A 20,875-nucleotide genomic window follows, 5' to 3' on the forward strand; every position below is an offset into this window, starting at 1 on the left:
CCTGCTGATCCTCGCCCCCCGCCTGCTGTTCCCCTCCCCACCTGTCACAGGAGCTTCTCCCATGAACGAGGCACTGACGCGCCCCGCCGTGGTCTCCCGCATATCCGACCTCATCGGATACACCCCGCTGTTCGAGCTGTGCCGCACCGAGAACGGCAGCCGCCTGCTCCTGAAGCTGGAGATGTACAACCCCACCGGCACCGCCAAGATCCGTATGGCACGCGCCATGGTCGACGCCGCCGAAGCCGCGGGCGAGCTGCGCCCCGGCGGCCGCATCATCGAGTCCACCTCCGGCAACACCGGCCTGGGCCTGTCGGTGATCGCCGCCGAGCGCGGCTACACCTTCACCGCCGTCGTCGACCACCACGCCTGCTCCGACAAGCTGCGCGGCATGAAGGCGCTCGGCACCGAGCTCGTCTACGTCGTCGGCGACGGCACCGAGGAGCTCGCCACCGCGGCCCGCGAGGAGCTCGCCGAGGACATGGCCCGCGGCCAGGACAACACCATCTTCACCGAGCAGCACAACAACCCCGCCAACGGCGTCGGCTACTTCCCGGTCGCCCACGAGCTCCACCAGGCCCTCGACGGACGGATCGACATCCTCATCGGCGCCGTCGGCACGGGCGGCGCCCTGTGCGGCACCACCCGGGAGCTGCGCAAGCTCGTCCCCGGCGTGAAGACCGTCGGCGTCGAGCCCAAGGGTTCGGTGGCCTTCGGCGGTCCCGCCCACGACTATTACCAGTCCGGCACCGGCACCCCCGAAGGCGCCGGGATCGGCGCGCTGGTCGACTTCGCCCTGATCGACGAAGGGGTCAAGGTCGGTGACGTGGAAGCGTTCGCCACCTGCCGGGCCGTCGCCCGCACCGGCCTGCTCATCGGCGGGTCCGCCGGCGGCGTCGTCCACGAGGCCCTGACGCGCCTGCCCTCGCTGCCGCCGGGCACGACCATGGTCGCGCTCATCAACGACGGCGGGGAGAAGTACATGGACACCGTCTTCAACGACGACTGGATGAACGACCGGAACCTCATCGACCCCGCCACGGAGCGCGAGATCGACGAAACCCTCACCAAGCTCCGCGAGAACTGATGCCCTCCATGCAGCCGACCGCTCTCCTCCGCGACAGCCGCGCCCTGGCCGGCCTCGCCGTCCCCCTCATCCTCACCCAGCTCGCCCAGGTGGCCCTGACCACCACCGACACGGTGATGATGGGCCTCCTCGGGACCCGGGACCTGGCGGCGGGCGGCCTGGCCATCGTCATCTTCAACCAGCTCCGCACCATGGGCGTCGGTCTCGTCACCTCCGTGGGCAACCGGATCGCCGCTGCCGCCGCACGCGCGGAGGCAGCGGAAGGCGACTCGGCGGAGAGCGACGAGGGGGTTCGGAAGACCGTCCGCGCGAGCACGGCGGTGGCCACCCTCGCCGGGCTGGCCGGGGCGGTCCTCATGCTCCTCATCGGCCAGGCCCTCCCGCTGCTCGGCCAGGACGAGGCCGTCGCCGACCGGGCACAGACGATGCTGCCGGCACTGGCCCCCGGCCTCCTGCCGTGCCTGTGGTTCCAGGCGATCCGCCAGTTCACCGTCGGCATGCGCCGCCCGCAGGCGCTGCTGCAGATCACCATCGCCTCGGTCGCGGTCAACGCCGGGCTCGACTGGCTGCTGATCCACGGCACCTGGGGCCTGCCCGAACTGGGCCTGCCGGGCATCGGCGTGGCCACCTCCACGGTCTACCTGCTCTCCTTCCTCGCCCTGTACGCCTCGGCGAGGAGGGACAGCGTCCTCGCCCCGCTGCTCAGCCTCAACGCGCTGCGGGCCGACCGCGCCACCGTGCGCGAGCTCATCGGGCTCGGCATACCCATCGCCGCGACCTACGGGTCGGAGGCCGGGTTCTTCTCGGTCACCGCCCTGATGGCCGGCTCCTTCGGCAGCGCCGCCCTGGCCGCCCACACCGCCGTCAACCAGCTCGTCTACATCGTCTTCCAGGTCGCCGTCGGGCTCTCCCACGCGGCGTCCGTCAACGTCAGCCGCGAACTCGCCCTCGGCCGCTTCGACGCCGCTCAGCGCATCAAGAACACCGCGCTGGCCTGCGCCGCCGCCGTCATGGCCGTCGTCGCCGTCGTCTACGTCACCCTGCCCGGCCTGGTGCTGCGCCCGTTCCTCGACGCCGGTGCCGCGGGCGACGACGAGGCCGTCTCCATCGCGAGCCGGTTGCTGCTCGTCATCGCCGTGCTCCAGTTCTTCGACTGCGCGCAGAACATCGGCGTCGGCCTCCTGCGCGGCCTCGACGACACGGGGAGCGGCTTCCGCATCACCCTCGTCGGCTACTGGGCCGTCGGCCTTCCCGCCGCCTGGCTCCTCGGCTACGCGGCCGGCCTCGACACCCTCGGCATCTGGCTCGGCCTCCTCACCGGCCTCGCCACCACCGCGATCCTCCTCCTGCGCCGCTACGGCAGCGGCCTCCGCGCCCGCGCACGGGAGCAGGAGGCCGGTGCCACCGCGTATCAGGGACCGTATCCGGGCCCGCCGGCCGGGCCCCCGCTGCGGAAGCGGTCAGGCGCCGACCAGGGGTGAGGGCCGGGAGCTGCGCAGCGGCGCCGCCAGCTCGGCCAGGGCCCTCTCCAGGTCGTGCAGGTGGGCGAGGGCCGGCTCGGCCGGCAGGTGCTCGGGCGCCGCGGAGGCGGCCGCCGCCTCGCGCGCCTTCCCGGGCGTGGTGAGCGCCTCCACCGCCGCTTCCACGCGCCAGCAGGCGGCCGCGAGCCGGTCGTCGTGGGAGGCCTCCGGGTCGGCTGCGACGGACGCCAGCCCCCGCACTTCGCGGGCGCAGTCGTCGAGGAGCGCGAGCACGCGGCGGGCCTTCTCCTTGCGGGTGCGGAAGGGGTTCAGCGGGTGGACGAGCGGAGCGAGGGAGAGCCGCACCCGGCCGAGCAGCAGTTCCAGTTCGGCGACGCGCGGCGCGGGGTCGGCGGTCCCGGAACCCGCCAGGCGGGCGGCGGCCTCGGCGGCGCAGGCGTGCACGCAGCGCAGGGCGCGCTGGATCCAGGCGTCGGTGGAGGCGTGCGTCGTCACCGGCAGCACGACGAGAACGGCGAGCGCCGCACCGGCCGCTCCTACGCCGGTCTGGGCGAGCCGGAGGGTGAGCAGGTCCGCGTCGAGGACCCCGAGGAGCCCGTAGAGCAGTCCGGCCATCACGGTGACGGCGAACATCATCCACGTGTACGAGACGGCCGCGGTGTAGAAGATGCCGAAGACGCACAGCGCGACGAGGAGCGCGGTGGGCGCGGCCGCCCCGTGCAGGGGGATGGCGACGACCATCCCGGTGACGATGCCCATCATCGTGCCCAGGACCCGGCGGAAGCCCCGGACGAGCGTCTCGCCGCGCGAGGCGGTGTTGACGAAGATCCACCAGGCGGTGCCGACGGCCCAGTACCAGCGTTCGTCGGAGACCATCTGGCCCACGGCGAGCGCCAGGCCGCAGGCGAAGGCGGCCTGGAAGGCCTGCCGGGTCGTGACGCGCGCCAGGCCGCGCCCCGCGAGGGGAGCCGGGCCGGCGGGCGGCGGCGTGCGCCGCTCGATGCACCAGAGCCCGAAGCGGACGGTGCCGGCGGCCGCCAGCGACATGATCACGGCCGTGTACAGGTGCGGCAGCTGGGCGGGGACCGCGTGCAGGAACTGCGTCGCGAAGAACATCATGAAGCCGAAGATCCCGAGCGCATTGCCCCGCGGGCCCCAGCGGCGGGCGTAGACCCCGCAGAAGACGACGGCGAGGAAGGCGGCGTCGCGCACCAGCGGCAGCCCGTGCAGCCCGGCCGCCAGGGCGAGCACCGGGAAGCCGACGACCGGCAGCAGCGCGGTCGTGGTCACCTGGCGCCGCACGGTCGGGTCGGCGACGGTGAACAGCGCGAGCAGCGCCGCGAGCCCACCGGTGATGGAGGCGGTCAGCGGCAGGCCGGACAGCTGGACGACGGTGACCGCGAAGGTCACGCCCAGGACGGCGCGGACGGCGACCCGCAGTCTGCCCAGGCCCGGATCCGGTGCCATGAACGCCCTCTTCAGCAATGCTCCCGCCCCTTCGACGCTCCGGTGTGAAAGCCGACGACAGCCGGCACGGAAGCCGGCATGAAAAAGGCGCCGCGGGGATCCGCAGCGCCATCGACACCCTCATCAGACCATCACATCGACTGCTGGCTCAAGAGAGACGAGGATTGCTGTGCCATTGGCCCAGTGGCGGCCGCTCGGGCCGCGCCGGGGGAGGGCCAATGGCACGCACCTCCCTACCGTTCTATGTGGCCGCCGCGGCCGGCCAGCGCTCCGGTGACCCCCATCGGCACGGCCAGGACCACCAGGGCGATCAGCCCCGCGGTCCACGCCCCCGTCAGGTCGCGGGCGGCACCGAAGGCGGTGGGGCCCACGGCCGCCACCAGGTAGCCCACGCACTGGGACATCGCCGACAGCAGGCCCGCGTCGTGCGTGGTGCGGGCGCACATGGACATATAGGCGATGCCCAGGGAGAGCACGGCCCCCAGACCGAGTCCCAGCAGGACGGCCCACAGCACCGCCGCCCCGGCCGGCGCCGCGATCAGGCCGGCGAAGGCGGCCATGCACAGCACGGTGCCCCCCACCGCCAGGTAGCTCTGCCGCCGGGACCGCTGCGCCCACACCGGCACCAGCAGCGAGGTGACGATGGCGGAGCCCATGCAGACCGCCAGCAGCACCCCGGCGCCGCCCTCGGTCCAGCCGTGGTCGATGTAGAACGACGGCAGCCAGGTGGTCGCGGTGTAGTAGAGCAGCGACTGGAACGCGTAGAACAGGGCGACCGCCCACGCCAGCCCGCTCCGCCAGATCGAACCGCCCGCCTGTTCCGGGACCGGCGGCCGGGACCGTCCGCGGCGCAGCCGCGGCGCCCACACCACCAGTGCCGCGAGCGCCAGCACACCCCAGACGGACAGGCCGCCCGCCCACGACAGCGACAGCGTGTCGCGCAGCGGAACGGTCGCGGCGGCCGTGACCGCGCCGCCGCCGACGAGCATGGTGGTGTGCAGGCCGGACATCAGCCCGACCTGCCGAGGGAAGTCCCGTTTGATCAGCGCGGTGATGACCACGTTGGCGACGGCCACCGCGGTGCCGACCAGGAACGTTCCGGCGAACAGGGGGAACAGCGCCGGCACGAGGCGTATCGCGGTGCCGGCCAGCAGCACCGCCAGCACCGCGACCAGGGTGCGCTCCATGCCCCAGCGGCGGGCCAGCCGGGGCGCGAGCGGGGCGAAGATGCCGAAGCAGATCAGCGGCAGCGTCGACAGCGCGCCGGCGCCGCCGTTGGACAGGCCGGTGACGTGCCGGATCTCGTCCAGCAGCGGTGAGACCGCCACGATGGCGGGCCGCATGTTGATCCCGACCAGCAGCACCGCCAGCGCGTACCAGAGCACGCGGCGGCTCCCCGGGGCGCCGCGGGCGGGACCGGGCCCTGGCTCGTCCGCCGTCCCTCGGGGCGGTGAAACCGTGGTTTCCGATTCAGGGGGTGGGGTCACGAACCATCCTTCCGGTTCCGGTCGGGCAGCGGTGTCCGCGGTCAGGCAGCGGCGGTCGCGAACGGCACGGGCTTCCCGTCGCCGGGAGCGATCCCGTTGATGCCCCGGGCCTCGGCGGCCCGCAGGAAGCGCCCGCGCACGTCGTGCTGCTCGGTGTAGTACGGGGGGTTGTTGAAGAGGTCGTAGTGGATCGCGCAGGCGGTCGACGCCTCCAGCACGACCGCCGCCTCGACGGCCTGCTCCGGGGTGAGCGTGGCGGGCTGGTTGGTGGGCGTGATGCCGTCGCGGCGGGCCATCACCCCGGCGATGGGCAGGAACGCGACGTCGAAGGGGCCGTACTCGCGCGCGATCTCCCACCACTTGCCGTGCCAGATGGTGTCGCCGAAGTGGATGGCGCGCAGCCCGGGGGCCTCCACGATCCACGCGACCTGGTCGTCGCCGCGCCAGTCGTGCGAGGGCACGGGGATGGTGGTGAAGGGCCCGATCTTCCGCCGCTCTCCCATGTCCTGTGCGACGGCGGCCACCCCCATCTTCCCGAGCACGTCCACGATCGGGGTGTGGCAGCCCACGGTGGAGCCCTCGGCGGCGGCGAACTCCGCGAGCAGCAGCCGGTCGCAGTGGTCGGGGTGGAGGTGGGTGACGAACGCGTGGGTCCGCACGCCCGGGCGCGCCTCGATGCTGGGCAGCGGGCGCCGGGGCATGCCCTGGAACCCCGCGAGGTCCGCGGGGTTCTTGAGGGCGTCGATGACGATCCGGTCGTCCCCGGAGGCCACTTCGACGCCGGCCCAGGCGAGACGCCGCAGGGTGACGGTCTCGGCCGAACTCATGGTGTGCTCCTGCTCCTCGTACCGCTGTCGGTGATCACTGCCCGGTGACGCCCAGGCCCCGGGAGACCCGGTCGCCCAGGTCCTTGTGGACGCTGCGCCAGTAGTCGACGACGCGCTCCTTCGTCTCCGTCGTCACCTCGGGCGCGGAGGCGTGCGCGACGATGTTGGTCACCAGATGCGCGCGGTCGGTATCGGTCATGACCTTCTCCCACAGGGCCCGGGCCTGGACGAAGTCGTCGTCCTCGGTGTGGAGCCGGTGGGCGCTGCGGACGATCTCGCCGGTGACCTCGTAGTGCTCGCCGGCCAGCAGCATCGGGTCGGCGACCGGCCCGCCGAAGCTGTTGGGCGCGTACACGGGGTCGCCCGGGTTGCCGTAGCGCATGGACCCGTCGCGGTTGTAGGAGTGCACCGCGTTCTTCGGCCGGTTGACCGGAAGCTGCAGGTAGTTGGGGCCGATCCGGTAGCGGTGGGTGTCGGGGTAGCTGAACAGCCGCCCCTGCAGCATCTTGTCCGGGGAGGGGGCCACGCCCGGCACCAGGTTCGACGGCTCGAACGCGGCCTGCTCGACCTCGGCGAAGTAGTTCTCCGGGTTGCGGTTGAGGGTCAGGGTCCCGATGTCGATCGGGGGGTAGTCCTCGTGCGGCCAGACCTTGGTCAGGTCGAAGGGGTTGAAGCGGTAGTCCGCGGCGTCCTCGAAGGGCATGACCTGCACCTGGAGGGTCCAGGTCGGGTGGTCGCCCTTCCTGACGGCCTGGAAGAGGTCCCGGATGTGGAAGTCGGGGTCGTCGGCGCCCGCGGCCGCCGCCTCGTCGTGGGTGAAGTTCCTGATGCCCTGGCCGGTCTTGAAGTGGTACTTCACCCAGAACTTCTGCCGGGCGTCGTTGTACCACAGGAACGTGTGGCTGCCGTAGCCGTTCATGTGCCGCCAGGAGTACGGGGTGCCGCGGTCGGACATCAGGATCGTGACCTGGTGCGCCGACTCCGGCGAGAGCGTCCAGAAGTCCCACTGCATGTTGTTGTCGTGCAGGTGGTTGTCGGCACGCCGCTTCTGCGAGTGGATGAAGTCCGGGAACTTCTGCGGGTCGCGGATGAAGAAGATCGGCGTGTTGTTGCCGACGATGTCGTAATTGCCTTCCTCGGTGTACAGCTTCACCGCGAATCCGCGCGGGTCGCGGGCCGTGTCCGCGAAGCCGAGCTCGCCGGCCACCGTCGAGAAGCGCAGGAACAGCTCCGTGCGCTTGCCGCGGCGGAAGACGTCGGCCTTGGTGTACTGGCTGACGTCCTCGGTGATCTCGAGGACTCCGTACGCGCCGCCGCCCTTGGCGTGCACGACCCGCTCGGGCACGCGCTCGCGGTCGAAGTGCGCGAGCTTCTGGATCAGGTAGTGGTCCTGCATCAGCAGCGGGCCGTCGGCCCCCACGGACTGGGAGAACTCGTCGCTCGGTACGGGGATACCGCTGTCCGTGGTCGTCACGGGACGACTGTCGGTCATGGCACGTTCCCTTCGCTTGGCGGATGGTCGGTACGAACGGCCCGGAGCGGCACAGCCCCGGGGGCTGTGCCGCTTGGCGTGGTGCGCGACTAGGCGAGTTCCGCGCGCAGCAGCCAGTTGCGCGGCACTCCCTTGACCCCGCGGGGCTGGACGTCGTAGGGCCAGCGGCCCTCGCCCGCACCGGGCTCGCCGGGCTCCTTGAGCTCCCGTACGGTCCAGCCGGTGCCGGCCATGAACTCCTCGGGCTCGTCGGTCCCGAAGAGCCAGGGGATGCCGTCCTCGTTGAGGGAGGACAGGAAGATCTGGGTCGCCGGGCTGCGCAGCAGCGTCTTGCTGAGGATGTCCACCGCCACCCAGCTGCCGGGGGCGGAGTTGGCCGCGAAGGTGCGCATCAGCGTGGCGGACTGCTCCTCGGTCAGGAAGAACAGCAGGGCCTCGGGGATCCACAGCGTGGGCAGGGAGGGGTCGAAGCCGGCGGCGCGCAGCGACGCGGACCAGTCGCCCGCCAGGTCCGCCCCGACACGCTGCAGCGTCACGGTCGGCGACGGGGATCCGAGCTGAGCGAGACGCTTCTCCTTCTCGTCGATCAGGGCCTGGTGGTCGACCTCGTAGACGGTGACGTCGCCCGGGAGGCTCAGCCGGTACGCGCGCGTGTCCATGCCGGCGGCGATCAGCACGACCTGCCGGATGCCACGTCCCACGAGATCGTTGATGGCGTCGTCGAGATAGCGGGTGCGGACGGCCACGAACTCGACGAGTCCGCCGCCGCCGTAGTGGTCGAGAAGCTCGAAGCCGCGCGGCGCGGCGAGCGCCCGGGCCAGCGGGTCGTCGAACAGCGCGTCGCTCCGCTCGCTCTCCAGGGCGCGGGCGGCCGCAGTCCACTGCGACGTGTAGGACACGGTCTCCATGACGGGCTCCGTTCTCGGGATGGTGTGGTTCAGACGGACTTGGGCCGGCACCGGAACCGGGCGTTGAGGATCAGCGTCAGCACCTCGGCTCCGTCCGCGTTCACCAGGCGTCCGCGGTTGCGGACGATGCGGAACCCGGGCGCGGAGAGGGAGGGGAGGGAGCCGAGGATCTCGCAGGTGCCCTGCAGCACGTCGCCCGGCCGGACCGGCTGCAGGAAGCGCACCTCGTCCACTCCGGGGGAGCCCTCGACCGTGCCCTCGGCCGCGGCGTCGGGCAGCAGCGTCGTCACGTACAGGCGCATCCAGATCGCCGCCGTGTTCCACCCGCTGGCGATCAGGCCGCCGAAGGCGGAGGCACGCCCCGCCTCCTCGTCGAGGTGGTACGGCTGCGGGTCGTAGGTCCGGCCGAAGGCGGTGATCTCCTCGGCCGTCACCTTGTGCGACCCGAGGTCGTAGCGCGTCCCGGTCTCGTAATCCTCGGCGTGGACCAGACGGCCCATCAGAAGTACTTCCGCTCGATGGCCTCCAGCGTGCGGAAGTCGGCGAGGTCGATGGCCTCGTGGTCGATCTCCACGCCGCTGGCCTCCTCGACCGTCAGGACGAACTCGACGAAGGAGAGCGAGTCGACGAGGCGGGATCCGATGAGGTCCTCGTCCGGGGCGATGGAGGTGCGCTCGGGGTGCTTGGCGAGCAGCCAGTTCCGCACTGCGTCAACGTTGGACGAGGTCTTGCTGGGCATGGAATTCCTCCTCGAGTGGGGGGCGTGCCGTCGCGCCGGCCGCGACGGCGACGGCGAACTGTTCTTCGTGGGAGATGCTGATGTCGACGGCCTCGATGCCGGCGTCGGCGGCCCATCTGCGCGCCGGCCCGCTGAGCCGGACGCAGGGCCATTCCCCGGGGCTCTTGAGAACCTCGATGGACTGCCAGGGAAGCGGCTGACCGGTGACGTGGAAGAGCTTGAAGACCGCTTCCTTGGCGGCGAGCCGGCCGGCCACCCCGTGGATGTCCCATCCGGCGCCGGAGCGGCTCAGCTCCGCTTCCGCCGGAGTGAGCATCCGGTGCAGCAGCCTGCCGCCGTCGGTGCCGGCCATGGTCCGTACCCGGCTCAGGGGGACGAGGTCCACACCGACCCGGATCGCGGGCCCGCTCACGAGGCGGCGGCGTTGACGGCTGCGCGGGCGCGCTGCAGATCGCCGTCGAACCGGTCGCTCAGCACTGCGAGCCACCGTTCGAGACCGAAGGCGACGCACCCCGTGAAGGCGTGCTCGCCCGTGCCGTCGATCGTGATGCGGCACCGCTCGCCGAAGAAGTTGCGGTGGGTGTTGACCGATGCGATGGCCAGGCCGTCGGCCTGGAACTCGTACTTGGCCGGGCTGAGCCGCTGCAGGAGGGCACGACCGCTGTCGCGTTCGAAGAACGGGTCACTCGCCGCCTCCTTGGTCAGCTCCAGGCCGAGGTTCTTCGCGAACTGCTCGATCCGGTCCGTGAAGCGGGCGATGATCTGCTGGGTGTGCTCGAACGAACCGATGGCCACGATCTCCCGCATCTGGAAGCTGAGCAGCCGCCTCAGCCCCTCGTACTTCTCCTCGTTGCGGAAGCACCGGTTGATGAGGGTGATGGTGGTCTCGGGGGCCACCGCCCGGTTCTCGAAGTAGAGATAGGCGCCGTAGCAGCTGGAGTGCGGCAGCCCCAGGAACGGGGGATCGACGTCGCCGCTGGCGAAGGCGCCTTCCACCGGCGCCGGCGGGGCACCGGTCACATCCAGCGGACCGCCGACGAACTGCAGGTGCGGAAAGTTCTCGTAGACGTCGAACTTCTCCAGGTCGCTGAGCGGGTACACGGGCGGCGGCATGATCTCCCGCGCGCCGGACTCGCCGGCCCAGCCGGTGATGGTGCGGTCCAGATCGCGCAGCAGGTCGGTCTGGTCGGGCCCGAGGATGGTGAGGGCACCGCCCTCGGCCGTCGAGATCGTCGCGGTCACGCCTCCCCCTGTCCCACCGACGCCCGGGAGAGGCTCAGCTCCCGGTCCTGCAGAATCCCGGTCTTGATCAGATAATTCAGGGGCTTGCGGAACACCTGCAGCTGGAACTCCGCGCTGCGCGGCGAGGCCAGCAGCCGCCGCCGGACGGCGAACGGCTCGGGGATTCCGGCATCCCGGTAGACCTGCGGGTTGAACAGCGACTCGAAGCTGTAGTTCAGATAGCGCTTGAGGTACTCCCGCACCCGGCGGAGTTCCTCTTCCGAAGCCTTCGCCTGCAGGTCCTTGAAGAGCAGGGAGACCAGCTCGCGGCCGAAGGCGATGTGCCGGGACTCGTCCTGGTGGTGGATCCGGTTGACCGCACGGATGGTGTCGTGCAGCCGCTCGTCGGCCGCCATCGTGCTGTTGAAGTGGTCGACCAGCTCCTCGAAGAGGAGGATGCGGACGAACACCAGGAAGCTCGCGGCCTCGTCGGACCATGTGTTCCCCTGCCCGGCCGGCTCCAGCTGCCGGTAGATCTTCTTGCCGTAGCGCAGACAGAACTCGGCGAAGAACCACATGTGCTCGTTCTCTTCGCCGATGAAATGGTGGAAGAACTCCGACGGAATCTCGAAGCCCCGGGTGTGGATGCGCCGGGTCACCTCGACGATGAGCTCGCGGATTCCGTCCACATTGAGGCTGTAGAAATTGATGCTCTCGTACCGGGACAGGCGGTACAGCTGTTCCCGATCGAGTTCGGGGGCGACATCGGTGCCGAATGTGGTCGTGAGTTCGGGACTCATCCACCACTGGTGCTCCGGCAGGGAATCCGGCCAGTCGAACATCCGGTAGGGGTTGTAGTAATCCTCGACCGATTTGCGGTTCAGGCGTTCCAGGATCTCCTGGAACCGGTCGTCCTTGCTGATCAGCTCGCTGATCATCCTACCTCCTGCTGTCCGGGGGGCGGTTGATCAATCCAGGGCGACAGTTCCACGCGTTCTCCGAACGGTCCAATAAAACCGCTCTATAGGTCAAATAGATGACTGCTAAGAGGGCTGGCGGGACGCCTTTCCGGGGTGCTGTGAGTGGCGTGGGTCACAGGGTGGGGCGCGCTGGAGCTGGTCGGGATGCCTGGTGTCAGGTGATATGTGAGTTCCGGAGTAGCGAGTGGGCCGCGCCGCTGCGGCCGGCGTCGCCCCGTCAACACCCCGTATCCCTTGGGGCGTTGTTGACCCGGCTTCGTCTACGGTTGCTACACTCGTGAAGCACCCGGAAAACAACTTTCGTACGGGAAAACCCTGTTCAGGCGGGAGGTCGTGGGCGTGCGGGGTGACGAGGAGCCTTTACTGAGCCTCTCCGGACTGCTGCGCCGCCTGGAGTATTTCGTCGCAGTGGCCGACGAGCTTCATCTGGGGAGAGCGGCCCGGCGCTGCGGGGTGAGCCAGCCCACCCTCTCGCACCAGATGAAGGTGCTGGAGAAGGAGCTGGGCGCCGAACTGCTCAGCCGCGGCAGCCGCCGGATAGCACTGACCGCTTCCGGCAAGGCACTTCAGGAGGAGGCGCCGCGGCTCCTGCAGTGCACGTACTCGATCAAGGAGCGGATCCGGCAGGCGGCCGCGGAGAGCAGACGCCCGATCCGGGTCGTCTTCAGCCGCTCGGGACACGCCCTGCGCCAGCGGGAGATGGTCGCGGAGTTCCGGGAACGCAACGCCGTCCCCGTCTCCGTCGAATCCGGCTGGTCGGAACGGAACGTCAATCTGGTGCGCGCCGGGCAAGCCGACTTCGCGTTCGTCAGGCCGCCCGTCGAAGCGGACGACCTGCGGATGTCCGTGGTGGGAGACGTGGAGCTGGTCAAGCTCCTTCCGGGAGGAGGTGCTGCCGACCGCATGGCGGAGGAGCGGCCCGCAGAGGAGCTTCCGCTCATCATGTGGCCCCGGTCGCTCGCCCCCGGGCTCTACGACAAGGTCCTGGACTTCGTCCGGCAGGAGCGGTCCCCGCAGGTCGCGTGGGAAGAGCCCGACTACATCAACGTGGCCGCGGCCGTGGCCTCCGGTGCCGGCGTGTCGTACATGGACCGCGGCATCGCCGAATGGATGAGCCTCAGCGCGGACCTGCGCGTGCGTCCGCTGGGGCTGCCCGAGCCCCGCACGGACATCGCCGTGGTCTGGCGCTACGACCAGGACCCGGAGCTGGCCTCGCGGTTCGTCGCCGCGTGCTGCCGGATCGGGTACGCCGGCAACGGCGCGGACCGCGGGTGCCTGGTGCGCTGAGCGACCGCCGCCCCGGCCGTGGCCGTCCTCCGCGGGGCGGAGCCGTCCGAACCTGAAGGAGAACTTGGATGAACTGCTACGACTGCTACGCCGCCGACAGCGCCCACACCCCTGCGGTAGCCGTCTGCCACGGCTGTCACTCCGGCCTCTGCCCCGACCACCTCCGCATGATCCGCCCTGTGCTGCACCGCCCGAACGGCATGGGCGTCTCCCACGGCCCCACCCCGGCCCGGCAGGTGCTGTGCCTCACCTGCCACGCCGCCCGGAACGGCCTGCCCGCCGCTCCGGCAGCGCGACGCGCTCCTGTCCCGGCCGCGCCGGGGCCCGCCGCACCGGGGCCGGACTCCGCGGGTGCCCGCGGGGCCGCGGAGTGCCCTGCAGAGGCCTGACCTGGGGCGGGCCGGTACCGCCGTGTAGCGTCGGGATCACAGAGTTCGGGGCGGGGCGGGCGGGGAAGGCGGCGGGATGGCGGTCGGCGGCGGACAGGGCGCGCAGGACGAACGGGCCGGGCAGGCAAGGCAGACCGGACAGGCCGGGCAGCGCGGGCTCCTCGCGTACATCGGGTCGTTCACGGAGGCCGGCGGCCGGGGGATCACGGTCGCGCGGACCGACCCCGGCACGGGCGCGCTGACGCTCCTGGGCTCCACGGACGCTGTGCCGAACCCTTCCTTCCTCGCCCTCTCGCCGGGGGCCGACGTGCTGTACGCGGTGGGCGAGACCGACGAGGGCGCCGCCGCGGCGCTCTCCCTGGCGGACCCCGTACGCCCAGAGCTGCTCGGACCGCCGGTTCCCGTACGCGGTGACGGCCCCACGCACCTGGCCGTCACCGGCAGCCACTTGTTCACCGCCAACTACGGCTCGGGCAGCGTCAGCGCCCTCCCGGTCCGTACGGGCGGTGGGCTCGGTGCACCGGCCGCGGTCATGGCCCACCGGGGCGGCGGCCCGGACGCCGACCGGCAGAAGGGCCCGCACGCCCACGCCGTCGTCCCCGACCCCTCGGGCGGCAGGCTCCTGGCCGTCGACCTCGGCACGGACTCGGTGTGGACGTACCTCCTCGACCCGGTGACGGGGCTGCCGCGCCCGCACGGGGAGACGCCGCTGCGGCCCGGCACGGGACCCCGGCACCTCGTCTTCTCCCCGGTGACCGACCGCGTCTACGTGCTGAACGAGCTGGTCCCGAGCGTCACGGTCTGCCGCTGGAACGGCGCGGACGGAGTGCTCGAACCACTCGGCGAGACACGGGTCCTGCCGCCGGGCGAGGGTGTGCGGACGTACCCCTCGGCGCCGGTGGTCTCCGCCGACGGGCGGTTCCTGTGGACGGCCAACCGCGGCCACGACAGCATCTCGGTCCTGGCCCTCGACGCATCCGGGGACGTCCTCGGGCTCCCCGAGGTCGTCGGCTGCGGGGGCGTCTGGCCGCGGGACCTGACGCTGCACCCGTCGGGCCGCCACCTGTACGCCGCCAACGAGCGCTCCGGCGACGTCACCTGGTTCGCGGTGGACCCGGAGACCGGGACGCCGCGGCTCGCGGGCTCGGTCCCCGTGCCGGCTGCGTCCTGCGTGATCTTCGCCTGAGGCGGCCGGCGGTGCGCAAGCCGATCATCGCCTGAGGCGGCACAACCCGTACCGTACGGGCCCTGGAACGGCCGAAGAGGGGCCCCGCGCGGCGGGAGCCCCTCTTTCGGGAAGCAGAGGTGGAACGGACGGGACGAGCGGTCAGACAGTCACGGCACGGTCTGGTCGCAGGGCCTCGTCGGTCGTACGGGTCAGCGCGCCGGAACGCCCTGGGGCGGCTGCACGGATATGCCCAGGACCTCCGCGTACTTGGCCAGGACGAGCTTGCCGATCGCCGGGTAGGCGCCGAGCGGCGCGGCTGCCGTGCAGTCCGCCTCCTTGGCGGCGGCGTCCGCGAGGCCCTCGGCGATCTCCGGGCCGATGAGGCCCGGGGCGAGCGCCAGGTTCCGCGAGCCGGAGGCGCGCAGCTGGTCGGCGGCGCGGGCGATGTCGCCCTCGATGTCCAGCGCGGCCGCGAGGACCGGCACGGCGAGGCGGGCGGAGAGCAGCATGCCGCTGATCCCGGCGGCCTGCACGGCCTCCTCGCCACCGACCGTCGCCAGGATGATCCCGTCCGCGGCCGTTGCAACTGTGAACAGTCGCGCGCGGTCGGCGCGGGCCAGGCCGGCCTCCGACAGACGCACGTGCAGGGCCTCGGCGAGCAGCGGGTGCGGGCCGAGCGCGTCGGTGAGCTCCGCGGCGGAACCGCTGCTCATCACGGACTGGCGGATCCGGCGCAGGAGGGAGTTGTCCGGACCGGCCAGGAGCGGCACCACGATGGCCGGGGGCCACTGGTCCCAGGCGCCGTCCTCGGCACCGGCTTCGCGGGCTTCGCCGGCGCGAGCGGCGCGCTGGGCGGCGGCGTAGGCGAGGACGGACTCGAGCGACGGGTAGCCCTCGGCGGTGCCGTCGGCGTCCACGTAGCCGATGCGCGCGTCGAGGCCCGGAAGCTCGGAGCGCGCGATGCTGAGGGTCTCCTCGGCGAGGAGGCGCGTCGCCGTGTCGGGGAGACCCGGAACGGCGAGAACCAGCGGCGGAGCACCGACGGGCGCTGCCGCCGGCTCCGGCCGCCGGTGCCGTCCGGGCTGACGGGGTCGCGGCATTCGTACAGGCAGGCCAGGCGCGGGCCCTGTGGGGGAGCTCATGGCGCCGCATGTTAGTCGTTCGGGGCACTGGGCCGTTCGGGTGGGGGCGTCTCGGTGGCGTCTGTCCGGATTTATTCGCCCGAAAATACGCTCATCGCAGAAGTGTTCAGCAAACGATCCGGAGCATCGGCGGATCGGCGGGCAGTAGCAGACCATCCGTCAGCAGGGCCTCCGCCACGCACAATGCGCCGTCCAGCGGCTCGCCCGCCGCCGCGACCTGTCGCGCATGAGGAAGTTGCATGTGCAATTCCTCGAACAAGGGTGTGAGCAGGGGGGTGCCCATACGGAGGAGGCCTCCGGTCAGTGCCACCTCGTACGTCCCGCCGGCCTCGCTCGTCCCCTGTGTGACCTCACCCACTCCGTCCGTCCGCCGGGCCGCTTCTGCGGGAGGCCCTTCCCGGCCGGACCGGGGAGGCGGGCAGACCGCCGCGGCCGCCTCGGCGATGTGCCGGGCCGCCCGCCGGAGAATGCCGGCCGCGACGGGGTCGGCCGGTGCGCACCGGCCCACCTCGGGCGCGAAGGAGGCGAGGACGGCGGGCCGGTCCGCGCGGGGATACAGGGCGGCGGGCAGCTCCGGCGCCGGGCCGAAGACCGCGCGCAGCCGCTCCAGCAGAGCCTGCGAACCGCCCGCCCGCCCGTCGTACGCGCGCATCGCCGCCTCCAGCCCGGCGCGGCCGATCCACGCCCCGCTGCCGCAGTCGCCGAGCAGGTGGCCCCAGCCGTCGGCGCGCCGCCAGCCGCCCTCCGCCGTCAGGTCCGTGCCCAACGCGATCAGCCCGGTGCCCGCGGCGACGACGGCTCCCGGCCGCTGGCCCAGGGCACCGGCGTAGGCGGTGACCGCGTCCGACGCCAGGGCGAGCGTGCGCACGCCCAGGGCCTCACGGAGGGCGGAGGGGAGGGCGGCGTGCAGATCGCCGCCGAGGGAGGCCATGCCGGCGGCGCCGACGCAGGCGGCCTCGCAGTGCTGCGCCCCGGCCCGGGCCAGCAGGTCCCTGGCCGCCGGCACCACCTGGGCGAGCAGGCTGCGGGCGTCGACGCCCTTGGCGCCGACCGTGGCGGGGACGGCGGAGGACCAGGTCAGGTCCGGGCCGTCACCGGGGACCGGGCGCAGGGCGACCCGGACCCCCGAGCCGCCGGAGTCGACCCCCAGGACATGGCCGGTCATGCCGGTCGTGCCGGTCGTTTCAGTCGCGTCAGCTGTGTCGGTCGCGTCAGCCGCGCCGGTCCTGATCGGACCCGGCTCACGGAAGCTGCCAGTCCACCGGGGCCGCGCCCTGCCGCGCCAGCAGGTCGTTGGCCCGGCTGAACGGCCGCGAGCCGAAGAAACCGCGGTCGGCCGACATGGGGGAGGGGTGCGCCGACTCCACGGACGGCACCTGGCCCAGGATCGGCCGCAGGTTGCGGGCGTCGCGGCCCCACAGGACCGCCACCAGCGGCCGTCCCCGTTCGACCAGCGCCCGGATCGCCTGCTCGGTGACCTCTTCCCAGCCCTTGCCCCGGTGCGCGGCCGGCTTGCGCGGGGCGGTGGTCAGCGCCCTGTTGAGCAGCAGCACGCCCTGCCGGGTCCACGGGGTGAGGTCGCCGTTGGACGGGCGGGGGAGTCCCAGGTCGGTGTGGAGCTCGCGGTATATGTTCTCCAGGCTGCCGGGCAGCGGCCGCACCTCCGGGGCGACCGAGAAGCTCAGCCCGACGGCGTGACCCGGTGTCGGGTACGGGTCCTGACCCACGATCAGCACCCGGACGTCGTCGAACGGCTGCTGGAAGGCGCGCAGCACGTTGGCGCCCGACGGCAGGTACGTACGGCCCGCGGCGATCTCGGAGCGCAGGAAGTCACCCATCGCGGCGATCCGGTCCGCCACCGGCTCCAGGGCCTTGGCCCAGCCCGGTTCGACGATCTCGTTCAAAGGTCGTGCAGCCACAGCTGCCGCCCCTCCCTGTAAACAAACTGCTGGCAGTTGCGCAAGTCCAGGATCGTACGCGAAGGAGGGGCCGCGCCCGTATTCCGGCCCCCGCGGCCGGACGGCGCGGGCGGCCGCGGGGAACCGGGCGCGGAGCGGTGCGCGCCTGCATGGATCCGCGCCCGGCAGATTCAGCCGTAAGGGTGCCGGCGGTGGGGCCCGTCACCCCCACGCCTCACACGGCCCAGGTGTTTCACAGGTGTGTCAGACGGCCCAGGCGTACTGGTCGGGGAAGCGCTTCGCCGCGCCGAGTTCGGCCGCTGCGCGGTGCGGCCAGTGGGGGTCGCGGAGGAGTTCGCGGCCGAGCAGGACGGCGTCGGCGTCGCCTTCGGCGATGATCTTCTCCGCCTGCCGCGGATCGGTGATGAGGCCGACCGCGGCGGTCGGTATGCCGGCCTCCTGGCGGACGCGCCGGGCGAACGGCGCCTGGTACCCCGGGCCCGTGGGGATGCGGATGCCGGAGGTGATGCCGCCCGTGGAGACGTCCATCAGGTCCACGCCGCGCGCCCGCAGCTCGTGTGCGAGGCGCACGGTGTCGCCCGCGGTCCAGCCGTCACGCCCGTCCTCGGGGTTCTCCGTCACCCAGTCCGTCGCCGAGACCCGGAAGAACACCGGCAGCTCCTGCGGCCACACCTCGCGCACCGCTTCCACGACCTCCAGCGCGAACCGCGCCCGGTTCTCGAACGATCCGCCGTACCGGTCCGTGCGGCGGTTGCTGAGCGGGGAGAGGAACTCGTGGATGAGGTAACCGTGGGCGCCGTGCACCTCGACGACCCGGAAGCCTGCGGCCAGGGCGCGCCGTGCCGCGTCCGCGAACTGCCCCACGATCTCCTGGATCTGCTCCACCGTCAGCTCGTCGGGGACGCGGTGTTCCTCGTTGTACGGCACTGCGCTCGGGGCCACCGTCTGCCAGGCCTCCTCCGGGCCGACCGGCCCGTCGCCGCGCCACGGCCGGTCGGTGGCGGCCTTGCGGCCTGCGTGACCGAGCTGGATGCCGGCCACGGTGCCGCGCTCTTCGAAGAAGGAGGTGATGCGGCGCAGCGCGTTCACCTGGGTGTCGTTCCACAGGCCCAGGTCGGCCGGGCTGATCCGGCCCTGCGGGCCGACCGCGGTCGCCTCGACGAGGATCAGCCCCGCTCCGCCGGTCGCCCGGGCGGTGTAGTGCGCGAAGTGCCAGTCGTTCGCGACGCCTGCGCCCGGGCCGAAGACCTCGGCGCTGTACTGGCACATCGGGGCCATCCAGACCCGGTTGGGGATCGTGAGCGAACGCAGGGTGTACGGGGTGAACAGGGAGGTCACGGCAGCTCTCCTAGGCGCTTCACGGCGACGTCTTCCCGACCGCGAAGGCTCCGCGGCGGGCACGGTTCGTACGATACTCATCGTAGTACGAGGGATGTCAAACTACGATGCCCTTCGTACAATGGAGGCGTCGCGGAGAGCCCGACGCACCTGGAGGAGCAGCCGTGCCAGCACAGAACCGTCCGCCGTCGAGCGGCCGCTCACTGGAGCACCCCGACCGCGCGGAGATCCGCCTGGAAGGCGTGCTGCACGCGTTCTCCGACCCCATGCGCCTGCAGATCGTGCGCGACCTCGCCGCGGTCGAGGGCGAGTTGAACTGTTCGGTCTTCGACCTCCCGGTCAGCAAGTCGACGACGACGCACCACTTCCGGGTGCTGCGCGAGAACGGCGTGGTCCGGCAGGTCTACCGGGGCACGGCGAAGATGAACGCCCTGCGCCGTGACGATCTCGAATCGCTCTTCCCGGGGCTGCTCGGCACCGTCCTCGAGGCGGCCGGACGACAGGCGTCGCGCCTCGCCGTCCCCTCCTGAGCCGGGGTCCGGGGTCTCGGGTCCGGGGCCGGCCAGGGGGCCCGAGCCGCTCAGCCGCCGGCGCGGGCCGCGGCCAGCAGCCCCTCCCAGTCGGGGATCTTCACCGGCCCGCGGCCCAGCCGCTCGCCGAGAGCGGCCTCCGCGGCCTCGATCCCCAGCCAGCCCGGCCACTCCACGGGCTCTCGCCCCGCCGCCCGCAGGACGGCATGCGCGTCGTCCACCGGCGCGGGCCGGCGCGCCGCGAGCGCCCCGGCATCCGCCAGCAGGGACGTCACCGTCTCCTTCGCGCACGAGCGGTTCGTGCCGATGACGCCCGTGGGGCCGCGCTTGATCCAGCCCGCCACGTACTCGCCCGGCGACGGGACGCCCTCCCGCAGCACGCGGCCCGCCTCGTGCGGCACGATCCCGAGCTCCGGGTCGAACGGCAGCCCCGCGATCGGCACCCCGCGGTAGCCCACCGAGCGCAGCACCAGCTGAGCCTCGATGTCCTCGAACTCGCCCGTGCCGACGACGCCGCCGCGCCCGTCGGGCGCCGTCCGCTCGAAGCGCACGGCGCGCACCGCCCCGTCATCGCCGCCGAGCAGCGCGGCGGGGCGGAGGAAGAACCGCAGGTAGATGCGGCGCGGGCGGCCGCCCGGCGGCTGTTCTGCCCAGCCCCGCAGGACCTCGACGTTGCGCCGCCCCACCGCGGGCAGCCCGGCGGGATCGCCCCACGCGGGGTCGAGCGCCGCCTCATCCGCCCGTACGAGCGCCTCGGCGCCGGGCAGCGCGCCCAGCTCGCGCAGCTCCTTCGTGGTGAACTTCGCCTGTGACGGGCCGCGCCGGCCGACCACGTGAATATCCGTGACCCGGCTGGCCGCGAGGGCGGACAGCGCGGCGTGCGGCACGTCGGTCCCGTGCAGTTCGCCCGGGCCGCGTGCCAGCACGCGGGCCACGTCGACGGCCACGTTGCCCACGCCGATGACGACCGCGGAGCGCGCGCCCAGCACGAACCCGTCCGGTGCCGCATCCGGGTGGGCGCTGTACCAGGAGACGAACTCGGTGGCCGAGAAGCTGCCGGCCAGATCCTCGCCCGGGACGCCGAGCCGCCGGTCGGCCGCGGCGCCTACGCAGTAGACGACCGCGTGATAGAGCTCCAGCAGCCGCCGCGGCGCGAGGCCGCGCGGGTCGTCCCCCACCGGGACGTTGCCGAAGAACGTGATGGCGGGGTGCTCCATGGCGGCCCGCAGGTTGCCCTGCAGGGACTTGATCTTCTCGTGGTCCGGGGCGACCCCGTAGCGCACCAGCCCGTACGGGCAGGGCAGCCGGTCCAGCACGTCCACCGTCACGCCGGGGACGTCCTGCTGCTGCACCAGGGCCTGAGCGGTGTAGACCCCGCTCGGCCCCGACCCGATCACTGCGACGCGAAGCACG

The 20,875-nt window shown here is 72.3% G+C and carries 21 protein-coding genes; 6 read left to right on the plus strand and 15 right to left on the minus strand.

Features of this window, described 5'->3' with window-relative positions; genetic code table 11:
• The first annotated feature begins 61 nt into the window (after positions 1-61).
• Entirely contained in the window at positions 62-1,087 is a 1,026-nt protein-coding gene (locus tag IE241_RS04655) for a cysteine synthase family protein (protein WP_190020252.1), read from the plus strand.
• A gap of 8 nt (positions 1,088-1,095) precedes the next feature.
• Positions 1,096-2,568, plus strand: a complete 1,473-nt coding sequence (locus IE241_RS04660; RefSeq protein ID WP_373300563.1) for an MATE family efflux transporter — start codon at positions 1,096-1,098, stop codon at positions 2,566-2,568.
• Here the strand turns inward: IE241_RS04660 and IE241_RS04665 are convergent.
• From IE241_RS04665 to IE241_RS04710, 10 genes are all read right to left on the minus strand, one after another.
• Positions 2,548-4,035 (minus strand): FUSC family protein, encoded by a 1,488-nt coding sequence (locus tag IE241_RS04665; RefSeq protein ID WP_373300564.1) that lies wholly within the window; start codon positions 4,033-4,035, stop codon positions 2,548-2,550. The two genes, IE241_RS04660 and IE241_RS04665, sit on opposite strands and share 21 nt — an antisense overlap.
• Positions 4,036-4,268: 233 nt before the next feature.
• Complete coding sequence (locus IE241_RS04670) at positions 4,269-5,420, minus strand: CynX/NimT family MFS transporter (protein ID WP_190020255.1); 1,152 nt, start codon at positions 5,418-5,420, stop codon at positions 4,269-4,271.
• 143 nt (positions 5,421-5,563) lie between these two features.
• Positions 5,564-6,349 (minus strand): MBL fold metallo-hydrolase, encoded by a 786-nt coding sequence (locus tag IE241_RS04675; RefSeq protein ID WP_190020256.1) that lies wholly within the window; start codon positions 6,347-6,349, stop codon positions 5,564-5,566.
• Positions 6,350-6,383: 34 nt separating this feature from the next.
• Positions 6,384-7,841: a catalase gene (locus IE241_RS04680; protein WP_190020257.1), complete on the minus strand. Its 1,458-nt coding sequence runs from the start codon at positions 7,839-7,841 to the stop codon at positions 6,384-6,386.
• 89 nt (positions 7,842-7,930) lie between these two features.
• The gene (locus IE241_RS04685) at positions 7,931-8,749 is read right to left on the minus strand and encodes an SAM-dependent methyltransferase (protein WP_190020258.1); all 819 of its coding nucleotides are present in this window, start codon (positions 8,747-8,749) and stop codon (positions 7,931-7,933) included.
• 29 nt (positions 8,750-8,778) lie between these two features.
• Complete coding sequence (locus IE241_RS04690) at positions 8,779-9,249, minus strand: MaoC family dehydratase (RefSeq protein ID WP_190020259.1); 471 nt, start codon at positions 9,247-9,249, stop codon at positions 8,779-8,781.
• On the minus strand, positions 9,249-9,488 hold the full coding sequence (locus tag IE241_RS04695; protein WP_190020260.1) for a phosphopantetheine-binding protein: 240 nt from the start codon (positions 9,486-9,488) through the stop codon (positions 9,249-9,251). Before IE241_RS04695 ends, IE241_RS04690 begins: the two co-directional genes overlap by 1 nt.
• Entirely contained in the window at positions 9,460-9,900 is a 441-nt protein-coding gene (gene acpS / locus IE241_RS04700) for a holo-ACP synthase (RefSeq protein ID WP_190020261.1), read from the minus strand. The genes IE241_RS04695 and acpS overlap by 29 nt, the downstream gene beginning before the upstream one ends.
• Positions 9,897-10,730 (minus strand): class-II aminoacyl-tRNA synthetase family protein, encoded by an 834-nt coding sequence (locus IE241_RS04705; RefSeq protein ID WP_190020262.1) that lies wholly within the window; start codon positions 10,728-10,730, stop codon positions 9,897-9,899. The genes acpS and IE241_RS04705 overlap by 4 nt, the downstream gene beginning before the upstream one ends.
• Positions 10,727-11,647, minus strand: a complete 921-nt coding sequence (locus tag IE241_RS04710; RefSeq protein WP_190020263.1) for a diiron oxygenase — start codon at positions 11,645-11,647, stop codon at positions 10,727-10,729. Before IE241_RS04710 ends, IE241_RS04705 begins: the two co-directional genes overlap by 4 nt.
• A gap of 381 nt (positions 11,648-12,028) precedes the next feature.
• On the opposite strand from IE241_RS04710, the gene IE241_RS04715 reads away from it, so the two are divergent.
• The 3 genes from IE241_RS04715 (at position 12,029) to IE241_RS04725 (ending at position 14,551) form a co-directional block, all read left to right on the plus strand.
• Complete coding sequence (locus IE241_RS04715; RefSeq protein ID WP_190020264.1) at positions 12,029-12,976, plus strand: LysR family transcriptional regulator; 948 nt, start codon at positions 12,029-12,031, stop codon at positions 12,974-12,976.
• Between the two features lie 68 nt (positions 12,977-13,044).
• Positions 13,045-13,365, plus strand: a complete 321-nt coding sequence (locus IE241_RS04720; RefSeq protein WP_190020265.1) for a DUF2180 family protein — start codon at positions 13,045-13,047, stop codon at positions 13,363-13,365.
• A 76-nt stretch (positions 13,366-13,441) separates the two neighbouring features.
• The gene (locus tag IE241_RS04725; protein ID WP_190020266.1) at positions 13,442-14,551 is read left to right on the plus strand and encodes a lactonase family protein; all 1,110 of its coding nucleotides are present in this window, start codon (positions 13,442-13,444) and stop codon (positions 14,549-14,551) included.
• 191 nt (positions 14,552-14,742) lie between these two features.
• Here the strand turns inward: IE241_RS04725 and IE241_RS04730 are convergent, their stop codons facing one another.
• The 4 genes from IE241_RS04730 to IE241_RS04745 all read right to left on the minus strand — a co-directional run bounded on the left by IE241_RS04730 (position 14,743) and on the right by IE241_RS04745 (position 18,932).
• The gene (locus IE241_RS04730; RefSeq protein ID WP_190020267.1) at positions 14,743-15,675 is read right to left on the minus strand and encodes a sirohydrochlorin chelatase; all 933 of its coding nucleotides are present in this window, start codon (positions 15,673-15,675) and stop codon (positions 14,743-14,745) included.
• A gap of 106 nt (positions 15,676-15,781) precedes the next feature.
• Positions 15,782-16,840: an N-acetylglucosamine kinase gene (locus tag IE241_RS04735; protein ID WP_190020268.1), complete on the minus strand. Its 1,059-nt coding sequence runs from the start codon at positions 16,838-16,840 to the stop codon at positions 15,782-15,784.
• Between the two features lie 76 nt (positions 16,841-16,916).
• Positions 16,917-17,594: a uracil-DNA glycosylase gene (locus tag IE241_RS04740; RefSeq protein WP_190020269.1), complete on the minus strand. Its 678-nt coding sequence runs from the start codon at positions 17,592-17,594 to the stop codon at positions 16,917-16,919.
• Between the two features lie 243 nt (positions 17,595-17,837).
• A complete protein-coding gene (locus tag IE241_RS04745) occupies positions 17,838-18,932 on the minus strand; it encodes an NADH:flavin oxidoreductase/NADH oxidase (protein WP_190020270.1) in 1,095 nt (364 codons plus the stop codon).
• Between the two features lie 164 nt (positions 18,933-19,096).
• Here IE241_RS04745 and IE241_RS04750 point away from each other — a divergent pair, with 164 nt between their 5' ends.
• Entirely contained in the window at positions 19,097-19,462 is a 366-nt protein-coding gene (locus IE241_RS04750; protein WP_229898739.1) for an ArsR/SmtB family transcription factor, read from the plus strand.
• A gap of 50 nt (positions 19,463-19,512) precedes the next feature.
• Here the strand turns inward: IE241_RS04750 and IE241_RS04755 are convergent, their stop codons facing one another.
• Positions 19,513-20,874 (minus strand): FAD-dependent oxidoreductase, encoded by a 1,362-nt coding sequence (locus tag IE241_RS04755; RefSeq protein ID WP_190020272.1) that lies wholly within the window; start codon positions 20,872-20,874, stop codon positions 19,513-19,515.
• Position 20,875: the final 1 nt, after the last annotated feature.

It is taken from the genome of Streptomyces hiroshimensis, assembly GCF_014650335.1.
In the GTDB taxonomy this organism is placed as follows: Bacteria; Actinomycetota; Actinomycetes; order Streptomycetales; family Streptomycetaceae; genus Streptomyces; species Streptomyces hiroshimensis.

Excerpts from the sequence above, each read along its gene's own strand:
- IE241_RS04655 (WP_190020252.1), top strand. The coding sequence starts at position 62 with ATGAACGAGGCACTGACGCGCCCCGCCGTGGTCTCCCGCATATCCGAC.
- IE241_RS04660 (WP_373300563.1), top strand. The coding sequence starts at position 1,096 with ATGCAGCCGACCGCTCTCCTCCGCGACAGCCGCGCCCTGGCCGGCCTC.
- IE241_RS04665 (WP_373300564.1), bottom strand. The coding sequence starts at position 4,035 with ATGGCACCGGATCCGGGCCTGGGCAGACTGCGGGTCGCCGTCCGCGCC.
- IE241_RS04675 (WP_190020256.1), bottom strand. The coding sequence starts at position 6,349 with ATGAGTTCGGCCGAGACCGTCACCCTGCGGCGTCTCGCCTGGGCCGGC.
- IE241_RS04680 (WP_190020257.1), bottom strand. The coding sequence starts at position 7,841 with ATGACCGACAGTCGTCCCGTGACGACCACGGACAGCGGTATCCCCGTA.
- IE241_RS04685 (WP_190020258.1), bottom strand. The coding sequence starts at position 8,749 with ATGGAGACCGTGTCCTACACGTCGCAGTGGACTGCGGCCGCCCGCGCC.
- IE241_RS04690 (WP_190020259.1), bottom strand. The coding sequence starts at position 9,249 with ATGGGCCGTCTGGTCCACGCCGAGGATTACGAGACCGGGACGCGCTAC.
- IE241_RS04695 (WP_190020260.1), bottom strand. The coding sequence starts at position 9,488 with ATGCCCAGCAAGACCTCGTCCAACGTTGACGCAGTGCGGAACTGGCTG.
- IE241_RS04710 (WP_190020263.1), bottom strand. The coding sequence starts at position 11,647 with ATGATCAGCGAGCTGATCAGCAAGGACGACCGGTTCCAGGAGATCCTG.
- IE241_RS04720 (WP_190020265.1), top strand. The coding sequence starts at position 13,045 with ATGAACTGCTACGACTGCTACGCCGCCGACAGCGCCCACACCCCTGCG.
- IE241_RS04725 (WP_190020266.1), top strand. The coding sequence starts at position 13,442 with ATGGCGGTCGGCGGCGGACAGGGCGCGCAGGACGAACGGGCCGGGCAG.
- IE241_RS04730 (WP_190020267.1), bottom strand. The coding sequence starts at position 15,675 with ATGAGCTCCCCCACAGGGCCCGCGCCTGGCCTGCCTGTACGAATGCCG.
- IE241_RS04735 (WP_190020268.1), bottom strand. The coding sequence starts at position 16,840 with ATGACCGGCCATGTCCTGGGGGTCGACTCCGGCGGCTCGGGGGTCCGG.